Consider the following 21258-nt stretch of genomic DNA (forward strand, 5'->3'; position numbering starts at 1 on the left):
CGGAGGCGAGGTAGATGAAGAATTCGGTCGTCTTCAGAGCCGACTTCGTCTCGGTCGACAGACGGCGGGGCCGATGCGCGACAGGGTCGCTGCCCGAGAGGTGGGCCGGGTTACCGAGCGGGTTTTCCATGCTCATGGCGATGCGTCCATCCAGTCCGTGCGAAGCACCTCGTGCACTCCACGAGGGCGGAAGCGCCGCGTCAAGATCAACGCTCCTAGCTCCCGACTACCCAGAATCAGCCACGTAAACGGCAGATAAAGCGTGCCGAATACATCAAGCTGAGGGCGCACCGGAGCGCCCTGCCCGGGACGGCTCCGAACAGGCGCTCACGTGCTGGACAAGGGGCAGACGTGTCAGGGGGTGGGGCAGGCAGGAGCGGACGGTCGATGTAGTGATGCTCGACGTCGTACGGGCCGCCCCAGGCGGTCCAAGGGGGCGTGCGACCGCCTCAGCGACTGCCACGCTCCTTCTGCGAACCCAGGCGTCATCTCATTCGGCCAACTCGATGAAACGCGCGTTGGGACGGTCGCGACGGCGCACGTGGTTCTCGGGGAGGTGGACGCCTTCCCGCACACCGACTGCGAACCCTGCTCCCTGGCACAGAGCGCAAGGAGCAGGGCGTCCCACTCAGCCCCGAGCCGTGCGGCCGTTTTGCGAGAGCGCTGCCTCGACTTCCTCCTCGGATTCCCGCACCTGCCCATCACGGTGGTCGGCGTGATCTGGCAGCCGAACTGGAAACTGCCCCTGGGCGCGGACTACCTGGCTGGCATCGACAGGGACATGAGCCGCGTCGGACTGCGCCGACGGCCGGACAATCTGCGAGCGCTGGCCCCCGCACCGTCAGCTGCCCGACCCCGCACCTGACGGCCGTCCTCGATCACCCGCTGGCGCACCTCGCACGACACGTCAGCCGGTGTCATCCCAACTGTCTACCCGAACCGACTCACCGGCCACACCAAGATGACCAAGCTGGCTCACTTAAGCCTCACATGGCTGATGTGCGACACAAGCTTGTGTGGTCCGTTGTGGATGTCATGATGACGCGTATGACCGTGAGGGTCCTGACTGTCCTTGCCGCCACCGTGGGAACAGGCGTAGTTGTGGCCGGTCCCGATCCGCCGGCGGTATCGGCGACTTTCTCTCTCCCGCCTTCGGTACCAGTTGCGCGAACCGCGACACCGGAACGCATGCCGAGGGGCTCACCAGTGACGGCACCGGCACAGCGGGCGGAAACTTCCTCGGCCTCCCCGTTGGCAGCCCCCTCAACCACTGTGGCGACGCAGCGGGCCTGGAGGAACAGATCGTGACCGCCGACCTGCGGGCCCTGTACCCGGTGTGACACCGAGGGCCAGGCCGTGCTGCGCCCGCTGACCCGTAAGCGGGCCGCAACTCCGTACGAGCGGGCTTGTCTCGTCGCCGACGCACTGAGGGGCCGGGTACGGGCGGTGCGTCGCGCGGACCGTTGTACCCGGTCGCGCTCCGTCGCCGTGCCCGCCGCATCGAGGTCGCATCCGCGGCCGTTCCGTACCGGCCGGATGGATGGCCGTCTCCTGGGGCCGGAGACCGGCGTCGACGCGGTGGAGCAGACCCGCCGGAGTTCGCTGTTTACGAAGCCTCTCGGCTGTCCACAGTGGGGCCGAGGGCGCATAGAGGCGCATTCGATGGTTGGTGGTGTGCACTCCGTGCGCTCCTCCTTTTGGGTCATAGTCTGTCGTGTACGGGGCTGGGACGGTGGTGCGGCACAGTCGCCTGTAGCGGCGGTCCGCGCGATCCGTTTCCTGTGGCGGATGCCGACTTGTGCATGTCCCTCTGACAGAGAGGCTCTGTGATGCAGTTGCTCAAGCGCGGCGGTATACGCAGGTACGGTGCCCTCACCGCGAGTGCGGCCGCCCTCTTCGCCCTCGGGCTGACGCCTACCGCTCAGGCCGTCCCGGCTGCACCCGCCACGAGCACGAGCCAGCAGGCGGCTGCTCTGCTGGAATGCCCCGGCTACGAGACCACCTCCTACAAGCCCGGCCTGACGCTCACCCCCCGGCAGGTCGCCCTGTCCGCAAGCGGCGCCATCGGCCCGTGTCTGGGCCTGCCGCCGGACCACACCAACGGCGCGATCCTCTTCACCGGCAACGGACCACTGTCGTGCACCACCGGCAACTCCACCGGAAACGGCCGGATCAACTGGACCAATGACCAGACCAGCTCCAGCACCTTCGACTTCACCGCCGGAGTCGGCCTGCGCCCCGGAGGCTACTCCGTCCTGGTCCTCACCGGCCAGATCAAGTCCGGTGACTTCCAGGGATCGACGATCACCATCGAGATCATCCTGGCCGCCGCACCCACCCAGACTCTGGAATGCCTCACCACAGATGGCCTGGACACTTCCTCCGGACTGGTCAACCTGCAGATCCTCTGAGCAGCCGACCCGCTGTTCAAGGGCGGCATCCTCCCGGTCGTAGGGTTCAGGACTTGTCCTGAACTTCCAGGTCGCCGACCTTGACCCCATCGACCCGGAGCGGAGGAAGTTGGCCGGGACCGTCAACCAGGGCTGGCATGCACGCTCCGGCCTGCTCGACCGGGCTTTCCTCTGTACTGCGCCACCGCGTTGCAGTCACACAGGTACGAGTCCCCGGGACCATCACGGCTCTGGGGAGCCGTACAGGCGGCGTCCTGGCACCACAACGGCGGCGATCACGCCCACTGCATGCCGAGTTCCCGCAGCGCAACCAGCTGTTCCGCGCTGAGCTTGTCGCGCCTCGTCTTTGTGTTCGATATCATACGCCCAGCTTGACGGTCACCGGCTCCGGGTCGCTGTCGACGGTGATCTGTTCGCTGTTGCCCCTTGGCACGGGCCGGTCGCCCTCGCGTTCCACCCACTGTGTGAGGGCGGCCAGGCCTCGCTGGAACGCTGCCTGTGCCTTGGTCGGGCCCTTTGTCGTGCGCGTGGCCGCGGGTGCCGGGGCCTGATCGGGCTGTACGCCCAGCTTCGACAGCCGCTGCTGCTGGTCGGGGAGAAGCTGTGCCCAGGTGCCGGGCTGCTTCTGCCGCTGGAGCCACTTGCCGATGTCGTCGCCTTCGAACAGCACCCCGGGTTCGATGGCCGGCAGAACACCGTCGGCGTCGACCAGGTCCGCGAGGACGCGGTAGTGCCGCTGCCAGTCCAGCGGCCAGGGGCAGTTCCAGTCCGGGGTCGATCGCCGCCAGCTTGATGATCTGCGGGATTTTGTCGATGGTGGTTCGGCATCGTGATGTCAGTGGGCGAGTATCGGACTCTGTGCTCTTCGGTGGGTTGTCGTGGGTGACTCGGCTGCTGTCAGGAATGCCGATTTGGTGCCGACGTTTTTGCTGATGTTGCGGGTCATTTGGTTGCCGGTCGGTACAGCTTGCGATGTGTTGTTGCTGGTCAGAGCTGTGATGGCAGGGGCTGGGTGCTGACAGTTGTGTGAATGGGTGGGCTGGTGACATCGGATGGGCGTCAGCAGGGATGGGAGGGCTCTTCCTGCTCGGAGTGCACCGTGGTAGTGATCATGGCTGTCGCGCGGGGACCAAGTTGCTGCCGCCGGATGCCCGTCATGGGGATGGCTGGCTGCCATGGGCGTGCCTGTTCACACACCCGAGCATCGACTCCGAACTGGAAGGGCTCATAGCCGCAGGGCCACGCTGACCCGCGCGTCCTCGCCTTTCATCGCCCGCGGCCAGCGGTCATCGATGACGCCCGCCGTTTCCCGACAGGCACCGCAGGCGTCTTCCCGTTCCGGCAGCCACCAGTAGTCGGACGGTGACATGCCGGCTTCCTGGATGCCGCACAGCGTCTTGTCGGAGATGCCGAATGAGTGGGAGGTACCAGGGGCAAGGCCATCCGCGACGACGGCCTCCTCCCAGCGCATCCCTATGCGCAGATACGGCGGGCGCGAAACCTCGAACCATTCGCCGCCCACATGGCTGGCCGGGTGGCACCAGGAACAGGACCAGGCCGTCGGTGGCACCGGCCACCGCCACATCGACCTCCCGCACACATCGCACTCCACAGGCGGATCCTCACACGCCAGCACGGGTCACCCCGAGCGGGGACTGAACCGTGGGCTGGACGGTTGCTTCCAGCTACTTCGTCAGCGTGTCAAGTGCCTTCCTCGCCTCACCCAACAAGTCGCTGACCTGGCGCAGAGCATCTTCCTGGGCGTCGGCGGGCTTCTGACCGTTCCAGCGGAGGAGGCCTGGCCCGGCTCCCGCCTCGGATACCGTGTTGCTCTACGGGGTGCCATAACGGATGTGACGCCCCCCACCGGAGGTAGTCAGCGTATGAGTTCAAAGCGCAGCAAGAATCCCGCCCTGCCCGTACTTGACGACGCATTCCGACTCGCGTCGGTCAAGGACGCCGAAGAGTCCACCCGTGACTTGGCCGCGCGGCTGGCCACCACCGAGCTGCGCCGCGTTTCCCACCCGGGCCGGGTCACCTGGGAGCCCACCGATCAGGCCGAGCCCGTACCGGTCCCGCCGACTGTGGTCGACGGTGACGGGGACCTGTGGCTGCGGGACCGGGGCACTGGCACCTGGACCATGCCCGAGTTCAACCCGAAGGAGTTCCCGGCCCGCTGTGGCGAGGTCCTGACGTGGAGCCAGCTTGCCCGCGAGTTCGGCCCGCTGACCGCACTGGCCGACGACCGCCGCATCGGCGGCGGCCGGCGGCGCTGACCCGCGCAGCCTTCTGGGATGACCGCGCCCCTGAAGCGTCCGTTACGGGTGGCTGGGAGCTCCGGCTCACCGCCCGGCTCGACGATGGCAGCGAGCAGGTGAGCTGGTGGTGGCGTGCGACGGCCTCGAGCAGCGTGGTGCGGGCCTGGCGCCACCCGATGTCCTCGGGGGTGCGGCCGGCGGCGGTGGACCAGCCGGGTAGCGGTCGGCTTCAGCTGCCGTGGTGAGTGCGCGGCCCAGCTCGCCGATCGACTGCTGCCAGTCGGCCAACTGCCCGAGCAGGCCGCGCACCAACTCGTCGACGGCGGCCGCCGGGCCGGCGCCCGAAGGCCCGCGCTTCGGCGGCAGCCTCGGCGAGGACGTCTTCGTCCAGGTCATCAAGGGCCTCACGCCACGGAGCGGCCGCAGCATCGCAAGCGGCCAGGGCGACACGTTCAGTGCAACACCGCGCGCATGGCGCTCTGACCTGCGGTGATGCCTCGGATAGAGGTTCGTGGAATCGGTGTCGCACCTCGCGTTGCAGGCCCGCGCCATGACCGGCGGAGCCGCCGGCCGCTGACAGCACGAGGCCCCGGGCGCTACGCCCGGGGCCTCTCGGTGCACTTCGCTTGACCGTCCTGTTCAACGACCAGCCACAGCCGGTGTCACGCCCAGCCCACGCCCAGCGCCGCGATTGCGGTGAGCTGGCCAGCGGTGAGCTTCTCGCGTCTGACACGTGCGTTCGAAATCCATACGCCCAGCTTCACGTGCGACCCCTCGGTTTCGTGACAGTGCGGTGAGAGACAGTAGGCCGGGGTGTGCTGATGCTGGTCGGTGGCGGTTTCGGGGTGTGGGTCACTGTCTTGGAGGTGAGAGATCCGTGGGGAATCGCTGTCCTGGGGCGTTATCGCATTGGAGGTGACGCTGTCACAGTTTGGTGCGTTCTCACTCTGGCTGCCGGTTCCGTTGCTTCGACCGCGGAAGGTGGTGTCCTGCCGTCCTGCCCCGTCGCCATCGGCCACCGGAGGCGCCGCCGCCGTGTCCTGCCGCCCCGCCGCGCTGTCCTGCTGCCGCGCCTTTGCCGGCGTGGGCGTCGTCCCGGCATCGACCGTCGTACGGTGCCGTCGCTACGCTGCCCGTCACCATCCGGCCACCGCGCCGTCGACCGCCGCTCCGGTCAGCCGTCGACCGTCCCGGCCATCAGTGCTTGCCCGTCGACCACCCCCAGCGCCGTCGACCCCCGTACGGCGTCTCGCTCGTCGCCCCGCTGCCTCATCTCCCCGTCGTCGGCCGCGAGATGCAGCATGCGGACGTCTCGCGAGGAGTCCCTCGGCAAGATCCCACCCATCCGTGATGGGTATCGCATGTCGGGGTACACGGGCGGCATGGGACCGAAGACCGAACACATCCAGCTCCTGCGGGCCGCACGGCAGCTGCGCCGTATCCGCTCCTTCTATGCCGCGGCCATTGCACTGTGGACAGGGTCCGTTCTCTGGACCGGCTGGCAGGCACCCGGGAGCCGGCAGATGTGGGTGTCCGTCCTCCTCCTGGCCGTTTTCACCGTTCTGCTGGCCACCGCGAGCCTGTCCCTGCGGCGCCTCACAGTTCCCGCGCCCGGCCGGCCCGTGCACCACGCCGCTCCGCATAAGGCGCCCGGTGCTGGCCGCCATGTCCCTGCCTGAGAACCCATCACTCTGTCGGTGGCCCCCGGCCAAGGGCGGGCGGTGGGTATGGCAGGTCGTTCGTATCCGTTATCCGAGGGTCAGCCGGGTCCTCGGCGGCAACGCGGTAGCCGCGCAGGAGGAGTGCAGAATGCAACGCTCCGACCATCATGTTCCGCGGTCTTGGGCCAAACCGGGGAACCGATGGAGGTCATGGGTCTACTGGCCGATGCTATGTATCAGCATCGCCTTGTTAGCGTGGCGGGTGGTTGACGGTGATGGCCCTGGTCCTATCGCCTTTGCAGCCGGTCAAGTTCTCGTGTGGCTTTGTCTCCTGTCCGCCAACCGCACGGCACGACGCAAGCAACCGAGCCCTTGAGTCGGTTACGCGACTGCTCCGAGGCTGCGCTGCAGGCCGCCTGTCCAGCATGACCAGGGACTGGGAGACCATGAAAATACAGTGGCGGACTCGATATCCCCTTCCGGAGCGGACAGTCACACAGCTTCGACGTAGCCGTTGGGTCTTCGCAGGGTTCACGCTTCTCGAAGCGTTCGCACTTGTCATGGCACTGATAGAGGACCATCGCAGCGCCTGGACCGTGACCTGGACGGGGATCGGAACCGTCTTCTTCCCGCTCATGCTCTTGGGGAGCCAGTATCAGCTCAGGAAGAACAGGCGGATCACGCGAGCACTGAAGGGCCCACCAGCTACTTCCTCCTCGTAACCCGTTGACTGCCTCGCGCAGCGGGCCTCTGTCTGGAGATGTTCGTTACTCAGTTCAGGGCCGGGGCAACCGACCTTCATGAGTCATGATGCGGTAGTGCAGGCTGCCACGGACAGTGATGGCGGCAGTCCAGTATTCGCCCTGGTCTTGTGTATCTTCCTGGTCATGGGGGTGATCCAAGTCGTACGACCGCAACTGCTCTGGAAGGCCAACGCTCGCCTCCAGAGGGGCTGGGTGAAGAACCCCGATGCGACCGAGCCCACGAGCAAGGGTTATGCAATGAACCGGGTGGTCGGAGTGCTCTTCCTGGCACTCGTCATATGGATGCTGATCCAGCAGCTCTAAGCCCACACCACCCTGGTCCCGTAGCCACTCGGACCGCGTGCCCGCCGGCCGCCCCGCCCTCAGTGGGGTCGGCCTCCAGGGCGCAGAGTGTTCCCTGGATGGTTGGAGCGCAGCGGGAGCCGCTCTCCGGGAGCGCAGTGAACGGAGCCTCGCGTTCGTATAGGAATGATGGCTTCCGGATACGCTCCCGGGCCCACCCCCAGAAGATCGGCGGCAGGCCCTGTCCGGCGGCTAGGCTCCCTGTCGGCCTGTGCCGGTATGGAGCGCGTGGGATCGGGCCCTGGAGGGCGCGTTCACCCGCCCTATCCCGAAGTCCGCCGGCGCCCAGGTCCGCCACCTCGTCCGCCGGCACGAGGGCAGCACCAAAGCCGTCGCGCAACTTCTCCGCGTTTCGCAGCACACCGTCGAGCGCTACGTCCGCGACCAGATCAAACGACGTCTCCCGTTCGAACGCCGACGGCCGTCAGGGACTGATGATCAGCCCCACCGTCGCCAAGGCGCCGGCCACGAAGGACAGGAGCGCCATCCTCCGCATATGGCGCACTTGGCGCTTGAGGCGCTTGCACTCTCTGCGGACCGCGACCTGTGTGCCCAGGTGCACGCACTTCGTGTTCCGCGGGTCGAATACGAGGGGGTACCGCTGACCGACCACGTGGGCGTGGCCCATGTTCACACCCCGGTGGTGCCGGCCGGAGCCTTCGGGGGACTGCCACTCGTAGACAGCGTTCGCGTAGCCGTTGGTGCCGAACGGCACCAGGTTCACCAGCTTCGCTCGCACCTCGGCTCCGGATTCGTTCAGCTTCGTCATCCTCTTGAGCTCCGCCCCTTCGCCTCTCAGCAGGACGGAGCCGGCCGTGCGGCGGCTGACAGCGCAGATGTGCTCCTGCCCGGGCGGGGCGTACTCCCAGCGGACCTTGCCCGTCCTCGCGTCGAAGGCACCGACCGCGTCGTACCGGCTGCGGACGAGCGTCTCGCCGACCAGCCAGGCCCCGTTGCCGTAGTTCCTGGCGCCGTTGTCGACCGTGCGGACGGTGATCTGGCTGTAGCGGTCCACCCGCGGCGTGAACAACCGGCCCGTTTCGAATGGCTCGTCCGGCAGGGGCGCCAACAGCAGCTGTTCGACGGTGAACTACTCGTCGATCGTCCGCGGCCTCGCCCCGATGCGACGACGTCCGTCGTGGAGGTCCCACTGATCGACCAGTTCGTTCAGCTCGGCGAGCGAGCCGATTTCCGGGACGGGCGTGAAGTGGTTGCGGCGGAAGTAGCTGATCTGTCCCTCAACCCCGCCTTTCTCGTGGGCGCCTTCGATGCCGAAGTGGGAGCGGAACGCGATCCACCGGTCCGTCTCCACCCGGGCCCGGCTGAGTCCCAGGACCTGGGCGACCGCGGACTTCAGGTTGTCGTAGCGGACCTTGGTCCGCGGGACACCGCCCAGCGTTTGGAGCGCGTGCGCGTGGCCTTCGAAGAACGCTTCCTGCCCGCAGGAGGAGAAGACGCGGTGGACGGCCTTGCCCGAGTAGGACAGGCGGAAGGAGAACAGGTAGCAGGAGACCAGTTCGCCGGCCAGCCACACCTTGACGTCGCCGAAGTCGACCTCGGCCTCCATGCCGGGCTGGTGGAGGGGCGAATGCCTCCACCGGCGCCTTCCCGGACGCTGCCAGGATCTCGGGCCTCCGGTCAGCAACGTAGCGACGGACCATCTGGTAGGAGATGTCCTCGGCACCGTTCTCCTCGACGAGCCCTGGAAGATCCGGGTGACCGTGTGCCGCTGTTTGCGCGGCGCATCCAGGTCCGCCCGCAGCCTCCGGTCGATCACGAACTTGTACGGAGCGATCGCGGTAGCTCGCGGCGGGAGCGTCTTCCGTGGCTCCGGCCAGGCGGAGTTCACGGCCCTCCGCACCGTCCGGTACTTCACCCCGTACGGCCTGTCTGACAAATGATCTACGGTCGCTGGCGGCCTCTGCTTCACTGACCACCAGCAACTTGGCTGCTCGGTGCAGCCACTCGAAGGGAATCCACCGTGGGCGTCGAGATAGAACTGCATGCCGACCGGCCTGTACTGGACTGGGATCGGTCCAGGGGGACTTTGATCCGTGGGTCGTACGCGCATGGCGACGAGCTGGCCGACGTCCTACTCGGCATGAACGAGACCCATCAAGGCAACCTTGCGCGTGTGGATCCTTACGGGGACACGTTGCTCAACGAGCAACAGGCACAAGCTGCGCTGCGGGAGGTGCCTGACCTGTTGAAGCAGTGTTCGGGACCATCCCAGACGGCGGCCGTCCTCGACCTTGAGAGGCTGCTGCAGTCCTGCTCGAAGACGCCAGGCAGCTACCTATGGTTTGTCGGCGACTGATCATCCCGTGGTTCGCGAAGCCAGAGGATGAGTGACGCGAGGTGAAGCCCGGCCCGAAAGCGGGCAACCAGTTTGTCGAAGCGTGTCGCGATCGCGTGGAACTGCTTCAGCCGGTTGAAGCAGCGTTCGACGACGCTTCGGGCCTTGTAGAGGTCGCGGTCGAAGGCCGGTGGTCTGCCGCCGGCCCGGCCGCCCGACGTCAGGCCGGGGCACCCGAAGTACGTTCAAGACCGTGTCGAAAGCGGGGGAGTCGTTGACGTTTTCCGGGGTGACGAGGACGGCCAGAGGCAGTCCTCGGCCGTCGCAGGCGAGGTGGACCCTGGTGGTCAGCCCGCCGCGGGACCGGCCGAGCGCCTGGCCAGCCTGCGTGCATGCGCGGATCTTCCAGTTCGTCCCCTCGTGCTGCCCCTTTTGCGGGCGCCGGCGGCGTGCTGGTGGGCACGGTTGATCGTGGCGCCGACCGACACGATCCACTCCACCGCCCCGACCGAATCGTCGCGGACCTTGGCCTCCTCGAGCAGGCGGGCCCAGGCCCCGTACGCCTCCCAGCGAGCGAACCGCTCGTAGACCGTCTGTCACAGGCCGAAGCGTTTGGGCAGGTCACGCCACGGAGCACCCGTCCGCAACCGCCACGACGCTCCGTTGATCACCTGCCGGTGATCCCGCCACGGACGACCCCGCCCATCAACACCCGGCAACAGCGGAGCTATCCGCTCCGACGTCGCATCCGTCAGCTCACCAACGACCCACCACAAGATCAATTGTCAGACACGGCCTAGTCGGCTGATCATGCTGCCCGTCAAGATGCTCGCACGGCGCCAGGCTCCGGGGACACGGACGCCGTCCGCCATGCGATGGGCGATCCGTCCGCTCATCCGGTGGTGGCGCCCGACGGGTCCGCCGGTCCGAAGGTGTGATCATGAGGAGGTGGAGCTTTCCGAGCCGTTCAATGTCCTTTCCCTTCGCCATGTCCCCGCGGATCCGGGGGCATGGGGATCGTCGGCGCGGATCCGTTTGATGGTCGACGGGGTGGATGTCGTGAAGACGATCCATCCCGACAGCGATTCGAGTCTCGTTCACGAGATGCTGATCGGCCCGCCCGAAACGTGGCCGCTGAGGGCCGGTAGCGAACCGCGGCGGGTCGAGCTGTCGAACAACTACTGCGACACCGGTTGCTGCGGGGGCGTTTTCGTGACCATCGAGCGGTGTGGTGGTCTGGTGGTGTGGACGTGGGAAAATACGGACGACATCCGGGTGCCACTGCCGCCGGACTCGCACTTCGACGCCGACCGGTACGACGCTGAGCTGGACCGCGTTTCCGCCGACCATAGCTGGGAGGAGCCGGTCGACACCGCTGCACGCCTCTTGGCCCGGGCACTGGTCGCCCTCGACTGGTACCAGCGGTGGAATTGCCTGCCCGAGCCCTGGGGCCTTGGCGTCTCGGTCGGCGATCGTGGCGAGAAGGCCCATATCACGATGCGGTTCCGCGTCGAGGATTCGTCCCTCGCGACGGCCTTTCGCCGCTACACCATGGCCGTCACGGGGAGCGAACCCGTCGAGGACCAAGTCCGTCGGTTCGCCGAACGTATCGACACCGTCGACCCGCGTTCGGCCGCGCAGCCCGAGTGATCCGCTCCCGGCCCGCTGGGCCCGGTATCAAGGTCCGGCAACCAGGACTCGGGGAACGATCAGCATCGCTCGGAGCACCCCGCCCCCTGCCCACAGGGACGAATCGTGCGCGGAGGAGCCACATGATCGGCCGGAGAAGCCCTAACCGGCCCCGAGCGGCCTGAGGCACGCGCCGCAGGTGGGCTCCGGCCCACTTGGAGGCGAGCATCGCGCCGGCCATGCCGCCGATGGAGATCGCGACCGAAGCGGGCGCGAACTGCCCCGGCGTGAGTCCGAGGCCGGACTGCATGAACAGCACCCACGTCAGCAGGAACACGCCGGAGACCGGACCGAAGACCAACTGGGCGGCGAGCCCGCCGGCGAACGCCTTGCTCTTGAAGAGGGACAGCGCCACCAGCGCGGAGCCGTCCTTGGCGGTCTTCGCCCGCTGCTGGGCCACGAACACGGCCAGCACGACCGCACCCGCGGCGAGCATGGGGAAGCTCCATGCGGGCCGTTCGTTGATGATCACGTCTTGTGGGACGTGGGGATCTGACGAACGGCCAGTGGACCCGGCTTGAGCCGTTGCTGCCGACGGGCATCAAGCCGGGGCGGCCGCAAGTGTGGACGCGGCGGCAGCTGATAGACGGCATACGGTGGCGGACCCGGACCGGTGCTCCCTGGCGGGACGTGCCCGAACGGCGCTGGCAGCGGGACGGCACCTGGGCGAGGATCCTGACGCAGCTCCAGGCCGAGGCGGGCGCGAAGGGCCTGATCACCTGGGAGGTCAACGTCGACTCCACCGTCTGCCGGGCAGAAGCCCTTGTCGGTCGTGATCACGGCCGGGCAGCGGGGCGACTCCCCGCAGTTCGAAGCGGTCCTGGAAGCCATCCGGGTTCCGAGGTTGGGACTCGGCAGGCCGCGCAAGCGCCCGGACCGGGTACGGGCCGACAAGGCGTACGACTCTCGCAGCAACCGGTTCTACCTGCGCCGACGCGGGATCAAGGCCACGATCCCGGTCCCGGCGGACCGGGTCCGCATCAAGCGCGGCTCGCGTGGCGGTCGGCCACCGAAGTTCGACACGACCGATTACAAGCAGCGGAACGCGGTCGAGTGCGGGATCAACCACCGAAGTTCGACACGACCGATTACAAGCAGCGGAACGCGGTCGAGTGCGGGATCAACCGGCTCAAGCGCCACCGGGCCGTGGCCACCCGGTACGACAAACTCGCTGTCCGCTACGAAGCGGCGGTGCTGGTCGCAGCCATCAACGAATGGCTGCGACCAGCACCGCCGCAACGGCCCTCAGACGACGTCGAACTCGTTTCCCTCGGGGTCCTGCATCGCGGCGGCATAGAGTCCCATGTCCGGCTCATCCTTGATCCGCAGCACGGTGGCGCCAGCTTTGACCAGCCGTTCCACCGCGGCCTTGACCCGCTGTGTGCGGACGTCCAGTGGGACGTCACGGCCCCCACCGACCTTCAGGTCGAAGTGCCACCGGTTCTTGGCGGCCTTCGGCTCCGGAACCTGCTGGAACCATACCCTCGGTCCGCGTCCCGCGGGATCGATGATCGACTCCGGTATGTCCCCGGCACCGGCCGGCAACTCGGCCTCGGGCACCCCCACCGCCGCCCAGTAAGCACGCCACGTACCGTGCCCGCCCGGCGCAGGCTCAGGCACGTAGCCGAGAGCCTCGGCCCAGAACGTCACCATTCTCTGCGGATCCGAGCAGTCGATCGTCAGCTGCACTGTCATCTCCATGTTCGGGAGCATCCCAGGCAGGACTGACAGACGATCCACTTGCACAACAGGCCCTAGCCGCCCATGGTGAGCGGGTAGGCGATCAGCAGCAGACCCACACTGGAGAGCAGCATGCCCAGCGGGTCCAGGCGCCTGGCCTGCTGGTCTCGGGACTCCGGGATGAACCGGAGGGCGAAGAGCACGGTCTGGAGGACACCGGCGACATCAAGGGGGCCACGATCCTCCTCGTCGACGACGTTTTCACCAGCGGATCACAGCTCCAGCAGGTCGCCCGGCGGCTCCGGGCGACCGGTGCCGCCGAAGTCAGGGGGTTCTCGCAAGAGTCCCCCGGAGCGGATGACCTCACCGGCGCGAGTGGGCCTGGCGGCTGAGGCACCGGATAGACACGCCTCCGTCTGTCAGTGCCCTAGACGCTGTGTCCGATGACCACCGAGCCGGCCAGGGCCCGGGAGTGGTTGGAGGACTGGGCGGAGGTCTCCGCCGTTGAGGGCGTGGTCGTGAAGAACATGCACCAGCACCACTAGGCTGTGCGCCGGTCGGCCCCAGGCGCGGGGCCCCAAGGGGGCGGGGAACAGGATGTCGGTAGAACGTCACATAGCGGGGATGCTCCAACAGATCGCCCGTCAGCAGGAAATTGTCGAGATCGCCCCTCAGGGCTCCACGCCGAAGGCGGCCGCCCTGGCGCACGTGGCGGAGCAGTACGGCTACACGTACGGCAAGGCGTACAGGACCGGGTTCAAGAACTCGCTCATCCAGGTCCGGATGTACCGGGACCCGCAGCCCGACGCCCGCGTCCGCGAGGCGGCCACCATCACCGCCCATCCGCAGGCGGGCAACCGCGGGACAGTGCCGGGGCTGGAGCAAGGCTCGCTTAAGCCGCTCCCCGAAGCGGTCGCTGCCGTGGCCGTGCTGAAGGACCTCATCACCTTCGACGTCATGGCCCTGTACGCAGCCGACCGGAGACAGAAGGTGACGGGCTACCTCGCCTGCGCGGTCCTGACCGCCCTCCTGCTCATCGACAGGTCGCCGCTCGAGGCAGTCGCCTCCGGCGGGGCGGTCGCGCTGCTCTTCACCGTGGCGTTCACGGTGGGCGCGACCCGCCGCGGGAAGATCGCACAGCGGCTGACGGACGCCGGGTACCTCGCGGTGCGCGACGAACAGGGCAGCCAGCGATTCCTGCGCCCGGGGCAGCAGTTGCCCGGCCACACCAACTCATTCGCCGCCTGAGGCCCTGGCCTGCGGCGCAGGCAGGATGGGAACACCGCGCTGCACCTCATCCCACTCCATGAGTGCCTCTGAATCACCGCAACTGGCGGGAGGAGCGCGCCGGGCAGCTGGGGGCCGGCCGTTTCCCTGTGCCCTGGGGGCAGCGGCTGGAGGCAAGCATTTTTCGGCGGGTTGGCAACCATTCTCGAGTCTGCGGCGACTGAGGAGCAGCCCGTTCCTCGCGGGCGCCCCCCACGTACGTACAGATTGGGAAGACACGCATGACTGAGCGGCACGGCCACGGTAAGGCGCGGCATCGCAGAAGGAGGACGGCCCTGATTTCAGGGATCCCGCTGGCGCTGGCCGCCGCAGGGGCCCTGGCCTACGGCACGGCTTTCGGGATGTTCGGACAGGACGTGCAGCCGAAGGCCGCGGCGGTACCGTCGAGCGCGTCGGCCTACCCGGGCCCCGGGAGGGTCACCGGCGACGTCGTCGTCCACGACCCGACCATGCTGCGGGCGTCCGACGGGAGTTACCTGCTCCATTCCACCCACGGCTATCTGGAGGTCCGCACCTCCACCGACCGCGTCGCCTTCAGCCGCAAGGCCAACGCCTTCTCCTCACCGCCCCCTTGGTGGTCGCGCTACTCGACCGAGAACGACCCGTGGGCGCCCGATCTCTCCCATCACGGCGGCCGGTACCTGATGTACTACTCCGTCTCCACATTTCATTCCAACACCTCCGCCATCGGCCTCGCCACCTCCACGACCGGCAAGCCGGGCACCTGGAAGGACCAGGGCATCGTCTACTCCTCCAAAGCCGGCAGCGACTACAACGCCATCGACCCCGACCTGTTCGTCGACAGCGACGGCAAGTGGTGGCTGGCCTTCGGCTCCCACTGGAGCGGGATCAAGATGATCCGCCTCGACCCGAAGACCGGCAAGCCGTACGCGGGGGACACCACCCGCCACTCGCTCGCCTCGCGCTCCACGGCACCGAGGGCGGTGGAAGGCCCGACCGTGGTCAAGCGGAACGGGTACTACTACCTCTTCGCCTCGTACGACACCTGCTGCAGCGGTACCACTTCCTCGTACAAGATCAAAGTCGGCCGGGCCACCAAGCCCACCGGGCCGTACTACGACCGCAACGGCGTCGCGATGAACAAGGACGGTGGCACCGTGGTCATGGCATCACACGGATCCGTGATCGGCCCCGGCGGGCAGGACATCATGGCCGACGGCGGAAAGGACCTGCTCGTCTACCACTACTACGACGGCAGGGACGGCGGTGCTCCCAAGCTCGGCCTCAACCTGCTCAAGTGGAGTGGCGGCTGGCCCTCCGCGTACTGACCGGCGCTCGGCGGCGAGGAGGCGGCGGTTCACGCAAGGACCGCCTGCGCACTCCCGCGGGTACGACCTCCGTCGGCGGGGCCACCCGCCGAAACAGCACCCACAACTCGTCCGGTACCAACCGCTCGATCAGACCCGCTCAGCGAGCGATCACGCATCAGAAACGGCGTCCTTAGTCGCCCCGACTCGACCTCGGTGTCGTAGGGCGCGGCGTAGAGGTCACTGTTCTCGCCGAGGCCGCCGGGAAGCCCGTCCGTTCGGCGGCCGTGTGGTCAGGGCGCGTCGATGAGGGTCTGGCCGGTGGGCACGAGCGCGGCGGTTCCACTCGCGTAGGCGGACTGTACGCGGGAGCGCTCTATAGTGTTCGGCGTGGCGTTGGTGCAGGCCGTGCCGGCGCTGGACCCCGACATCAGCTGTGAGCAGGGCCCGGGTTTGGTGTCCGGCAGGCCGAGGCTGTGCCCCAGTTCGTGAGCGGCGATCCGAGTCTTGTTGTAGCCCTGGTAAACGGCCTGGCTGCCGAGCTCGACGCGGACCTGACGGCCCGGACGGACAGGGCCGAGCGTGGCCTGCGGCCAGCCCGTGGTGGCGACGATCACGATCTCGGCCGCGGAGCCGGGTGCTGCTTCCACCAGACGGACGTTGCTCACGTTCGCGTTCCATGAGGCGACTCCGGCCGCGATCGCGGCCTCCCAGCCTGCGGCGCGGCTGTCGTCGTAGCGAAGGGTCACCGCTGCTGCCTGCACGGTGGATGATTCACCCGCGGGAGCGGTGGCGGCGGTCGCGGCGCCCGCCATAGCAAGGACAAGTGCTGTGGCGGAAGTGCCTGCCTTGAGCCAAATACCGAGGGGCATTGCTGCTCCTTCATCTGTGGGGGGATCCGGCCCCGGCGGGGCCGGGTGGTGCGCGAAGGAGTGGCACGGGTGGTCCGGTGACGGCCGGATGCACCGTCGGACGCCCCTCCGGCGTTGCGATGGTATGCCCAACCATCCGCACAAGTCATGTACCTGACATCAAATTTCTCGGCAGAATGCCGGCAGCAGAGCCGCAGGAGCCCGAGCGGCGGCCCCTGAAGGAACGAGTCGCGATGAGGCACCGCCCTCTCGTCTGCTCACCCGGCCGGAATCGCGAGCGCGTGGGGCCGTCTCCCCGGGCTGAGCCCCCGACGCGCCCTCATAGGATGGTGGTCGGACCGTCAAACATGCCTGTATAGCGCGTCACGGCCAGTGCGAGGCACGCGGGGCTGACAGCGGCCCTGGTCGGCTGCCCTGTCGCCCAGACGCCGCCATGGGCGCAGCCGCCCGAGCAGATAGCCGGCCGCGAGCGCGGTGGCCGCGGTGACGACGACGACTGATCCAGCTACACCCATCGCATGCCGATGGCGGAGAGCTGCTCCATCCGTTCCGGGGACAGTGTGGCGGCCCGGCTGCGCTGGTTCCCGATCCACGCTCCGAGCCGGAGCTCCCGCTCCTCCTGGCCCTCGCCGCTGCCGGCCCTCGCATCGCCACCGACGGCGATTAGCTCGACGTGCTTCCGGGGTACCCGTAGGTGTCCCTCGCGCTCGTAGTATTGCTTGGCGGCCTGGTAGTTCATGGCCCATTTGTCGGCCTGTGTGCGGCGCGGGGGCGGCTTCTCGTCTTCGCCGGCGGGCTCGATCCCGAGTACCTGCTCGCACATCCACTGCTGCACACTGGTGAGCTTGTCCCAGCCCAGCCGGACCGACTGCACCCACCGCCCCAGATCCTCGCCCCGGCGCACGACCCCGTCCGCCTCGGTGGGCAGCGCCTCGCCCGAGTCCAGGTGCATCCGCACGAGGTGGAAGCACCTCTGCCAGGTCACCGGCCAGGCCGGGCACCAAGACGGGTCGATGTCCTCCAGCTGCTCGCGCCGCTCCGCCGACAGCGCCCCGGCCGACGACGGAACGGGCAGTCCCTCGGCACGCCGCTGCTCGACCCCTGTGGCCTTGCGGGCGGCGGCCCGCTGGTTCTTCAGCCAGATGCCCACCCGGTATCCCTGGTAGGTGGCGTCCAGCGGCGCCAGCAGGTGCCCGTTCTCCTCGGCCCACCCACGCGCCGCCGCGAGACCTTCCTCCCACGCGACGTCGAAGTGCGACCACACCATGCCGAGCTTCTCCAGCTGCGCGATGCGCTCCTCGTCCATGTCTCCGCGGGCGTAGAAGCGCCTGGCGTCGGCGATCCACTGCCCCAGCGGGAAACCGGCGAGCGAGACCGGCCACCCCCCGGCTTCGGCTTCCTGCTCGTCACGGCCGGGCACACGGAACGTGAACGGCACCCGCAGATCGCCGTGGAGCCGGTGGTAGATGACGGCGGCCTCCACCCCGTGCCGCCAGTGCTCGTGCTCCGGGTCGAGGACGCGCAGGTTGATGAACGCAGCCAGCTGCGCCGGGTCGCGGGGGGTGGAGAACTTCAACAGCGCCCGCGCCGGCACCGACAGACCACGGCCGCTTCGATCGCTCTCGAATCCCTCACCTTCCTGCTCTTCACTGCGGCTCTGAACGCCCCGCACCCGGCTCTGCGCCTGCTGTTCGGCGAGCTGCTCGACGACCCGGGCATCATGGGCACGCAGCGCCTCCAGCAGCTTCGCCAACCCGCCGAACGCCTTGCTGGTGAGCATGTTGTCCGTTGTCTCGCCCGGCCCGAGCAGCACCGGCACGACCAGGCTGGCCACCTTGCCCTCGCCTGGCTGCATCCGCAGCGCCCGGCCCACGGCCTGGACGAGGTCGGGCATCGAGCCACGCACATCCGCGAAATACACCGAGTCGCAGTTCTTGGTGTCGACGCCCTCGCCCAGCACCCGAACCGACCCCAGGAAACCCTTCTCCACGACGGTCCCGTCGATGGCGATCCCCGCCGCGAACTCGTCCAGGACGCGCCGGCGGTAGAGCGGCTTGTGCTCCCCGCACAGCCACTCCGCCCAGATCGTCTTCGGATACAGCTCCGGATCAGCATCATGCAGTCGCAAGGCGACGTCGGGGAGGCCAGCCGCGAAGGCTTCGGCCTCCTTCACCACGTGGTGGAAGACCAACGTGCGCCTGAACCCTTCCTCCGCGGACGCCTTCACCAGCGCGGTCTGCAGAGCGGCGAGCCGCGCCCCGCGGACCTCTGCCGACCGGCTCTCGGCGCCCAGGAGCTGCGCGGCCTGGAGCGCGGTGTCGGTGACGTCGACGCATACGACCTGGTAGGGAGCACAGATTCCCCTGTCGATAGCCTCCGAGAGCGTCAAAGTGAACGCCCTGCTGCCGAAGGGACCGTCGGGGTCGTCTTCCATGCTCGCGACCAGCTCACCGGGGGCGCTGGCCTCGTCGTCGTCCCCGAGCTGCCACAGCCGGGGCGTGGCCGTCATGTACAGCCTCCGCAGGGACGGGATGCGGATGTTGTCGTGGACGACCGCCCACGGCTTGCCCAGCCGACCCGAAGTCCGGTGCGCCTCGTCGACCACAATCAGGTCCCACCTCGGAAGGCCGGCGGCGTGTGCGCGCTCCAGGGTGCCGAGCCCGAGGGAAGCGTACGTGGCGAACACGGTGACCTTGTCGAACGGCCGCACCCAGGCGACCAGCTCGTCCACGTCCGTGGTGTTGGGGAAGGACACCTCCTCACCCCGTAGCGAGGACACCCCGATCATCGGCCCCCGGCGGCCTGCCTCGCGCCACGCGGCCTCGGTCTGGGCGAGCAGGTCGAGCGACGGTACAAGCACCAGCACACGGCGCGCATGGAGCTCCTCCGCGCTGCGGGCCGCCACCCGGGTCTTCCCAGACCCGGTCGCCATGATCACCTGCGTTCTAAGCCCTCGCTCGGGCACCAGCGATCTTGCAGGCAATTCGAGGACCCGCAGGACCGCGTCAATGGCTTCTCGCTGGGCCGCCTCGCGCTGATCAGCGCGGCCTGGGCTCGACATATCGGTCTGCCTTCTCCTGGGCTGCTGTCCGGTCGACCCGAACGAAGAGAAATAAGAAACCTGCACGTAGAGGAGCTACCAGGGCTACGGTTGGACCCGGTTCGGTCGACTGGTTGCCATCCTCGCCGGAGCACCGGCAAAGCCGCATGGAAGATCCCTTTAACGTCTCCAGAGCAGTCCCTGGTGGTGTGTTCTGTGTCCAGAGTCTATCTTTACTAGAAGAATGAAGCACACAGAAATTACGGGACCCGCCCAAGGTGGTTGAAAGTCGTTGATCCTGCCCTACCGATAAGCCGTTCGAGGGTTGACGACCATTCAGGCCGCCCCCCCGGATGGCCAACCCCGTTATACGCCCACACTCGACCCGACCACCCGTCCCCAGCCCCCTCTTCCACCTGCCACCGCCCGATGAGCAGTCCAGATCGGGGTACACGGGCCGACATGGCACCGAAGACTGAACACCCGATGCCCCTGCGGGCCGTACGGCAGCTGCGCCGCGTCCGTACCTTCTACATGGCAGGCGCCCTGCTGTGGGCGACTGCCGCGGCTTGGACGGGACGGGCCCATCCCGGGAGTCGGCAGATGTGGGTCTCCCTGCTCCTATCCTGGCGGTCTTCACCGGCCTGCTCGGCGCCGCGTCCCTGTGGTTGCAGCGCCTCCAGGCCGCCCCGGGACGCAAGCCGGCACATCACGCCGCCCGACGAGCCATCGCCCCACGCCACGCAAACGCCTGAGCCGTGCATGCGCAAGCCTGGATTTCGGGGCGCGTACGGGTGACCGCATGTCCCCTTGGCGGCCAGGTGGTTAAACGTGAGTAGAAGTGAAGGTGTCACCCGCTCATCGCCCAGGCACGTCAGACATGGCCCGACGCGTTCAGTACAGACAATGAGGCAAGCAGGACGACATTCAAGCCCCGTCCCACGCGAGGAGTCGCCATGACCACCTTTGTCATCACTGTTCCCGGCACATTCATCTCGGACATCACCGACTCCGCGCGCTCGGCCCTCGAACGAAAGCTGGCCTCGCAGCACACGGACGTCAGTAAGAGTGAAGGTCTGAACCTCCTCACACTGAACGAGGACGGCACCTTCTCCGTCCGCCTCGAGGTCGACGCCCCAGACCGGTACGAGGCCGAGCTAGACGCCACAAGGCTCGTCTCAGCCGCGCTGAAGGAGGCGGGGATCACGGAAGCCGACGCCCCGCTCGGCCCGCCGGCCGTCACCGGTATCAACAGCGACCTCTGACCCTGCTCATCGCAGGCGACCCACGCCAAGCATCAGAGGGAACACCAGCTTTCCCCAGGGAGCCCATACCGCTGGTCAGACACGCCCCACGCCAACGCCTGACCCGACAAGCCCGCCCCCGTAACCAGCCCGGCCCGCGTCAGCGGGCCACAGGCTTGAAGGCGAAGCCGGAAAGCCCATGGCGGGGGAGCGCAGCGGACCCGCCACAGCCGGTCTGCAGCGAAGCGGAAGACCGGCTGCTGGGACGAAGTCCCCCGCAGCTCCGAGAGCGCAGCGAACGGAGCGACAACCCGACCGCACAGCGGTCGGGTTGGGTGGGCCGCGCAGCGGCCCACCAGCGCTCCCGCGGAGCGGGAGCGCAACACCCGCGCGCAGCGCGGGTGTTCGCTTGCACATCGCGCAGCGATGTGGGACCCGCTCCGCGG

General features: G+C 67.9%; 18 protein-coding genes and 4 pseudogenes. 12 read left to right on the forward strand and 10 right to left on the reverse strand.

Translation table 11 applies throughout. The features are described from left to right. Nucleotides 1–1016: 1016 nt before the first annotated feature. Together IE109_RS34190 and IE109_RS32015 are read left to right on the forward strand one after the other, a co-directional pair. A complete protein-coding gene (locus tag IE109_RS34190) occupies nt 1017–1340 on the forward strand; it encodes a chaplin family protein (protein ID WP_189554873.1) in 324 nt (107 codons plus the stop codon). Nucleotides 1341–1829: 489 nt separating this feature from the next. After that, nucleotides 1830–2411: a hypothetical protein gene (locus IE109_RS32015; RefSeq protein ID WP_189554874.1), complete on the forward strand. Its 582-nt coding sequence runs from the start codon at nt 1830–1832 to the stop codon at nt 2409–2411. Between the two features lie 275 nt (nt 2412–2686). Here IE109_RS32015 and IE109_RS33580 read toward each other — a convergent pair. Then, nucleotides 2687–3186, reverse strand: a pseudogene (locus IE109_RS33580) (helicase associated domain-containing protein); the annotation flags it as partial. A gap of 450 nt (nt 3187–3636) precedes the next feature. Next, a complete protein-coding gene (locus tag IE109_RS32025) occupies nt 3637–3981 on the reverse strand; it encodes a hypothetical protein (protein ID WP_229891853.1) in 345 nt (114 codons plus the stop codon). Nucleotides 3982–4294: 313 nt separating this feature from the next. Here IE109_RS32025 and IE109_RS32030 point away from each other — a divergent pair, with 313 nt between their 5' ends. Then, a complete protein-coding gene (locus tag IE109_RS32030) occupies nt 4295–4687 on the forward strand; it encodes a hypothetical protein (RefSeq protein ID WP_189554877.1) in 393 nt (130 codons plus the stop codon). A 1156-nt stretch (nt 4688–5843) separates the two neighbouring features. Here IE109_RS32030 and IE109_RS33815 read toward each other — a convergent pair. Continuing rightward, nucleotides 5844–5972, reverse strand: a complete 129-nt coding sequence (locus IE109_RS33815) for a hypothetical protein (protein ID WP_268251498.1) — start codon at nt 5970–5972, stop codon at nt 5844–5846. 1176 nt (nt 5973–7148) lie between these two features. Here IE109_RS33815 and IE109_RS32035 point away from each other — a divergent pair. Further along, nucleotides 7149–7397 carry a DUF6199 family natural product biosynthesis protein gene (locus tag IE109_RS32035; RefSeq protein ID WP_229891857.1) on the forward strand — a complete coding sequence of 83 codons (249 nt, stop codon included), beginning with the start codon at nt 7149–7151 and terminating at the stop codon, nt 7395–7397. 250 nt (nt 7398–7647) lie between these two features. Continuing rightward, a pseudogene (locus IE109_RS33590) lies at nt 7648–7842 on the forward strand (helix-turn-helix domain-containing protein); the annotation flags it as partial. 18 nt (nt 7843–7860) lie between these two features. Here the strand turns inward: IE109_RS33590 and IE109_RS33595 are convergent. Continuing rightward, nucleotides 7861–8451, reverse strand: coding sequence for a hypothetical protein (locus IE109_RS33595; protein WP_229891859.1), 591 nt, complete (start codon nt 8449–8451; stop codon nt 7861–7863). Nucleotides 8452–8526: 75 nt separating this feature from the next. Next, nucleotides 8527–9003, reverse strand: a complete 477-nt coding sequence (locus tag IE109_RS33600; RefSeq protein WP_229891861.1) for a hypothetical protein — start codon at nt 9001–9003, stop codon at nt 8527–8529. Between the two features lie 414 nt (nt 9004–9417). On the opposite strand from IE109_RS33600, the gene IE109_RS32045 reads away from it, so the two are divergent. Further along, nucleotides 9418–9753: a hypothetical protein gene (locus IE109_RS32045; RefSeq protein ID WP_189554878.1), complete on the forward strand. Its 336-nt coding sequence runs from the start codon at nt 9418–9420 to the stop codon at nt 9751–9753. Here IE109_RS32045 and IE109_RS32050 read toward each other — a convergent pair. Then, nucleotides 9729–10508 (reverse strand): annotated as a pseudogene (locus tag IE109_RS32050) (IS5 family transposase). The gene IE109_RS32045 and the pseudogene IE109_RS32050 sit on opposite strands and share 25 nt — an antisense overlap. A 172-nt stretch (nt 10509–10680) precedes the next feature. On the opposite strand from IE109_RS32050, the gene IE109_RS32055 reads away from it, so the two are divergent. Both IE109_RS32055 and IE109_RS32060 read left to right on the forward strand, forming a co-directional pair. Next, nucleotides 10681–11382 (forward strand): hypothetical protein, encoded by a 702-nt coding sequence (locus IE109_RS32055; protein WP_229891863.1) that lies wholly within the window; start codon nt 10681–10683, stop codon nt 11380–11382. A 531-nt stretch (nt 11383–11913) separates the two neighbouring features. Beyond that, nucleotides 11914–12648: pseudogene (locus IE109_RS32060) on the forward strand (transposase); the annotation flags it as partial. A gap of 18 nt (nt 12649–12666) precedes the next feature. On the opposite strand, the gene IE109_RS32065 reads toward IE109_RS32060, so the two are convergent. Continuing rightward, nucleotides 12667–13122, reverse strand: a complete 456-nt coding sequence (locus tag IE109_RS32065; RefSeq protein ID WP_189554879.1) for a VOC family protein — start codon at nt 13120–13122, stop codon at nt 12667–12669. A gap of 53 nt (nt 13123–13175) precedes the next feature. Continuing rightward, nucleotides 13176–13304: a hypothetical protein gene (locus IE109_RS33820; RefSeq protein WP_268251499.1), complete on the reverse strand. Its 129-nt coding sequence runs from the start codon at nt 13302–13304 to the stop codon at nt 13176–13178. Nucleotides 13305–13307: 3 nt separating this feature from the next. On the opposite strand from IE109_RS33820, the gene IE109_RS33605 reads away from it, so the two are divergent. The 3 genes from IE109_RS33605 (at nt 13308) to IE109_RS32080 (ending at nt 15677) form a co-directional block, all read left to right on the forward strand. After that, nucleotides 13308–13493: a phosphoribosyltransferase family protein gene (locus IE109_RS33605; protein WP_373297811.1), complete on the forward strand. Its 186-nt coding sequence runs from the start codon at nt 13308–13310 to the stop codon at nt 13491–13493. Nucleotides 13494–13725: 232 nt separating this feature from the next. Further along, nucleotides 13726–14349: a hypothetical protein gene (locus IE109_RS32075; RefSeq protein WP_189554880.1), complete on the forward strand. Its 624-nt coding sequence runs from the start codon at nt 13726–13728 to the stop codon at nt 14347–14349. Between the two features lie 260 nt (nt 14350–14609). Then, nucleotides 14610–15677: an arabinan endo-1,5-alpha-L-arabinosidase gene (locus IE109_RS32080; protein ID WP_189554881.1), complete on the forward strand. Its 1068-nt coding sequence runs from the start codon at nt 14610–14612 to the stop codon at nt 15675–15677. A gap of 272 nt (nt 15678–15949) precedes the next feature. On the opposite strand, the gene IE109_RS32085 is transcribed toward IE109_RS32080, so the two are convergent. Both IE109_RS32085 and IE109_RS32090 read right to left on the reverse strand, forming a co-directional pair. Continuing rightward, nucleotides 15950–16528 (reverse strand): snapalysin family zinc-dependent metalloprotease, encoded by a 579-nt coding sequence (locus IE109_RS32085; protein ID WP_189554882.1) that lies wholly within the window; start codon nt 16526–16528, stop codon nt 15950–15952. A 505-nt stretch (nt 16529–17033) separates the two neighbouring features. Continuing rightward, a complete protein-coding gene (locus IE109_RS32090; protein ID WP_189554886.1) occupies nt 17034–19589 on the reverse strand; it encodes a DEAD/DEAH box helicase in 2556 nt (851 codons plus the stop codon). Between the two features lie 935 nt (nt 19590–20524). On the opposite strand from IE109_RS32090, the gene IE109_RS32095 reads away from it, so the two are divergent. Further along, the gene (locus IE109_RS32095) at nt 20525–20833 is read left to right on the forward strand and encodes a hypothetical protein (protein WP_189554883.1); all 309 of its coding nucleotides are present in this window, start codon (nt 20525–20527) and stop codon (nt 20831–20833) included. Nucleotides 20834–21258: the final 425 nt, after the last annotated feature.

The organism is Streptomyces lavendofoliae, assembly GCF_014649735.1.
Classification (GTDB): Bacteria; Actinomycetota; Actinomycetes; order Streptomycetales; family Streptomycetaceae; genus Streptomyces; species Streptomyces lavendofoliae.

What these genes read in the sequence shown, in the direction of transcription:
- IE109_RS32080 (WP_189554881.1), top strand. Translation starts at nt 14,610, where the DNA reads ATGACTGAGCGGCACGGCCACGGTAAGGCGCGGCATCGCAGAAGGAGG.
- IE109_RS32085 (WP_189554882.1), bottom strand. Translation starts at nt 16,528, where the DNA reads ATGCCCCTCGGTATTTGGCTCAAGGCAGGCACTTCCGCCACAGCACTT.
- IE109_RS32075 (WP_189554880.1), top strand. Translation starts at nt 13,726, where the DNA reads ATGCTCCAACAGATCGCCCGTCAGCAGGAAATTGTCGAGATCGCCCCT.
- IE109_RS33600 (WP_229891861.1), bottom strand. Translation starts at nt 9,003, where the DNA reads ATGGAGGCCGAGGTCGACTTCGGCGACGTCAAGGTGTGGCTGGCCGGC.
- IE109_RS32030 (WP_189554877.1), top strand. Translation starts at nt 4,295, where the DNA reads ATGAGTTCAAAGCGCAGCAAGAATCCCGCCCTGCCCGTACTTGACGAC.
- IE109_RS32090 (WP_189554886.1), bottom strand. Translation starts at nt 19,589, where the DNA reads ATGTCGAGCCCAGGCCGCGCTGATCAGCGCGAGGCGGCCCAGCGAGAA.
- IE109_RS33815 (WP_268251498.1), bottom strand. Translation starts at nt 5,972, where the DNA reads ATGCTGCATCTCGCGGCCGACGACGGGGAGATGAGGCAGCGGGGCGAC.
- IE109_RS32095 (WP_189554883.1), top strand. Translation starts at nt 20,525, where the DNA reads ATGACCACCTTTGTCATCACTGTTCCCGGCACATTCATCTCGGACATC.
- IE109_RS32065 (WP_189554879.1), bottom strand. Translation starts at nt 13,122, where the DNA reads ATGGAGATGACAGTGCAGCTGACGATCGACTGCTCGGATCCGCAGAGA.
- IE109_RS32015 (WP_189554874.1), top strand. Translation starts at nt 1,830, where the DNA reads ATGCAGTTGCTCAAGCGCGGCGGTATACGCAGGTACGGTGCCCTCACC.